This window comes from Amaricoccus sp. W119 (genome assembly GCF_047275745.1).
Lineage (GTDB): Bacteria > Pseudomonadota > Alphaproteobacteria > Rhodobacterales > Rhodobacteraceae > Amaricoccus.
Map to the genome: position 1 here is coordinate 1 of NZ_JBKQWU010000169.1, position 1,420 is coordinate 1,420.

Here is a 1,420-nt window from a genome sequence, read left to right on the forward strand (position 1 = left end):
TGTACCGGGGCACGGATTTGAGACAGCGCTTTGCGCCGGTTACGCCGCCAGTTTGACCGTGGCGGCTTCGGTTTCAAGGCCGAGTTGCGCGGCCCGGATCTGATCGGGCGTCTTGTGCCCGTGCCGCTCCCTCAGCCAGGTCGCATTGTAGAGGGCGGCGAACTCGGCCAGCGCGAGACGAAGCTCCTCGACCGTGGCGAAGTGCCTGACCCAGAGGAGCTGCTCCTTCAGCGTGCGGATCGCGCGCTCGGCCACGCCATTGCCCTCGGGCTGGCGGACGAATGCGGGCGAGCTGGTGACGCCGAGGAACCTGATCTCTCGCTGGAAGTCGTTCGACATGTAGTTGGAGCCGTGGTCGTGGCGCAGGGTGAGACCCGCCGCGGGGCCCGCGTTGAGCCCGTCGAAGTGTTTCGCAACGCCTTGCTTGACCGGCTCCAGCGCCTCCCACCGACTGGCCCCCGACGCGGCATGGGTGCCGACGAACTCGCCGGAGCAGTGATCGACGGCGACGAAGACATAGGCGCGGCCCTCGGTCGTGGTGATCGTCTCCGTCATGTCGGTTCCCCAGACCTGATCCACCCGCTCGGTCACGATCGTCCCGTCGTGGGGATGCGCCGCCCGTGGCGCTGGCCGGTGCGGGGCGAGCAGCCCGTGCTCCTTCATGATCCGCCGCACCCGCCGCGCCGCCGTCCGGAGGCCGCTGAAGCGCAGCCGCGCCCAGACCTTGCGATAGCCTTCCCCCGTGAAGGGCGATGTCTCGATCACCTCCCGGATCGCATCCAGCAGGTCGGCATCGGTGGCGGCGCCGCGCGGACCGCGCCGGCTTGGAGGGCGCGTCTCATTGGCCGCCGTGGCCCCGCGCTGACGATAGAAGGTCGCCCGCGACACGCCCCAGACGCGACAGACCGTGGCCAGGGAGTACCGGCGCTGAACGGAGGGCGAGGTGGTATGGATCATCTCCTCGACCTCCGCCCGGCCAAAGGGCGGCCTGCCTCCAGCCTTTCGATCTTCGAATACAGCAGCTCGTTTGCCATGGTGATCTCGCCCACCTTCGCCTTCAGCCGCTCGATATCTTCATCCCGCGCGTCGCGCTCACGCTCCTTGAGCGCGCTCTCGGCCGCGATCAGCACGCGGTCACGCCATTCGGAAAGCCGATGCGCCGGCACGTTCAGTTCCCGCGACAAAGCTTCCAGACTCTCGCCCCGCATCAGCCGTTGCACAGCCGCCAGTTTCATCTTCGCCGAAAAGCGCTTCCCCGGACTGGCCTCGGCCCCGCCGCCGCCAGCGTGTGGGGCGCGCGTCGGCGGGGCCGAGGCCTCCGTCGCGCCAGGTTTCACGTCGCTCTTGTCGTCCATGCTCTACCCCCGTTCCTCGGGAAAGTAGCGCTCGACGCTGTCTCAAGAAACCGTGCCCCGGCCCA

At 68.5% G+C, this 1,420-nt stretch carries 1 pseudogene; it reads right to left on the bottom strand.

What is annotated here, in order from left to right:
• Positions 1-39: 39 nt before the first annotated feature.
• Positions 40-1,355 (bottom strand): annotated as a pseudogene (locus ACLJK8_RS22725) (IS3 family transposase).
• Positions 1,356-1,420 lie beyond the last annotated feature (65 nt).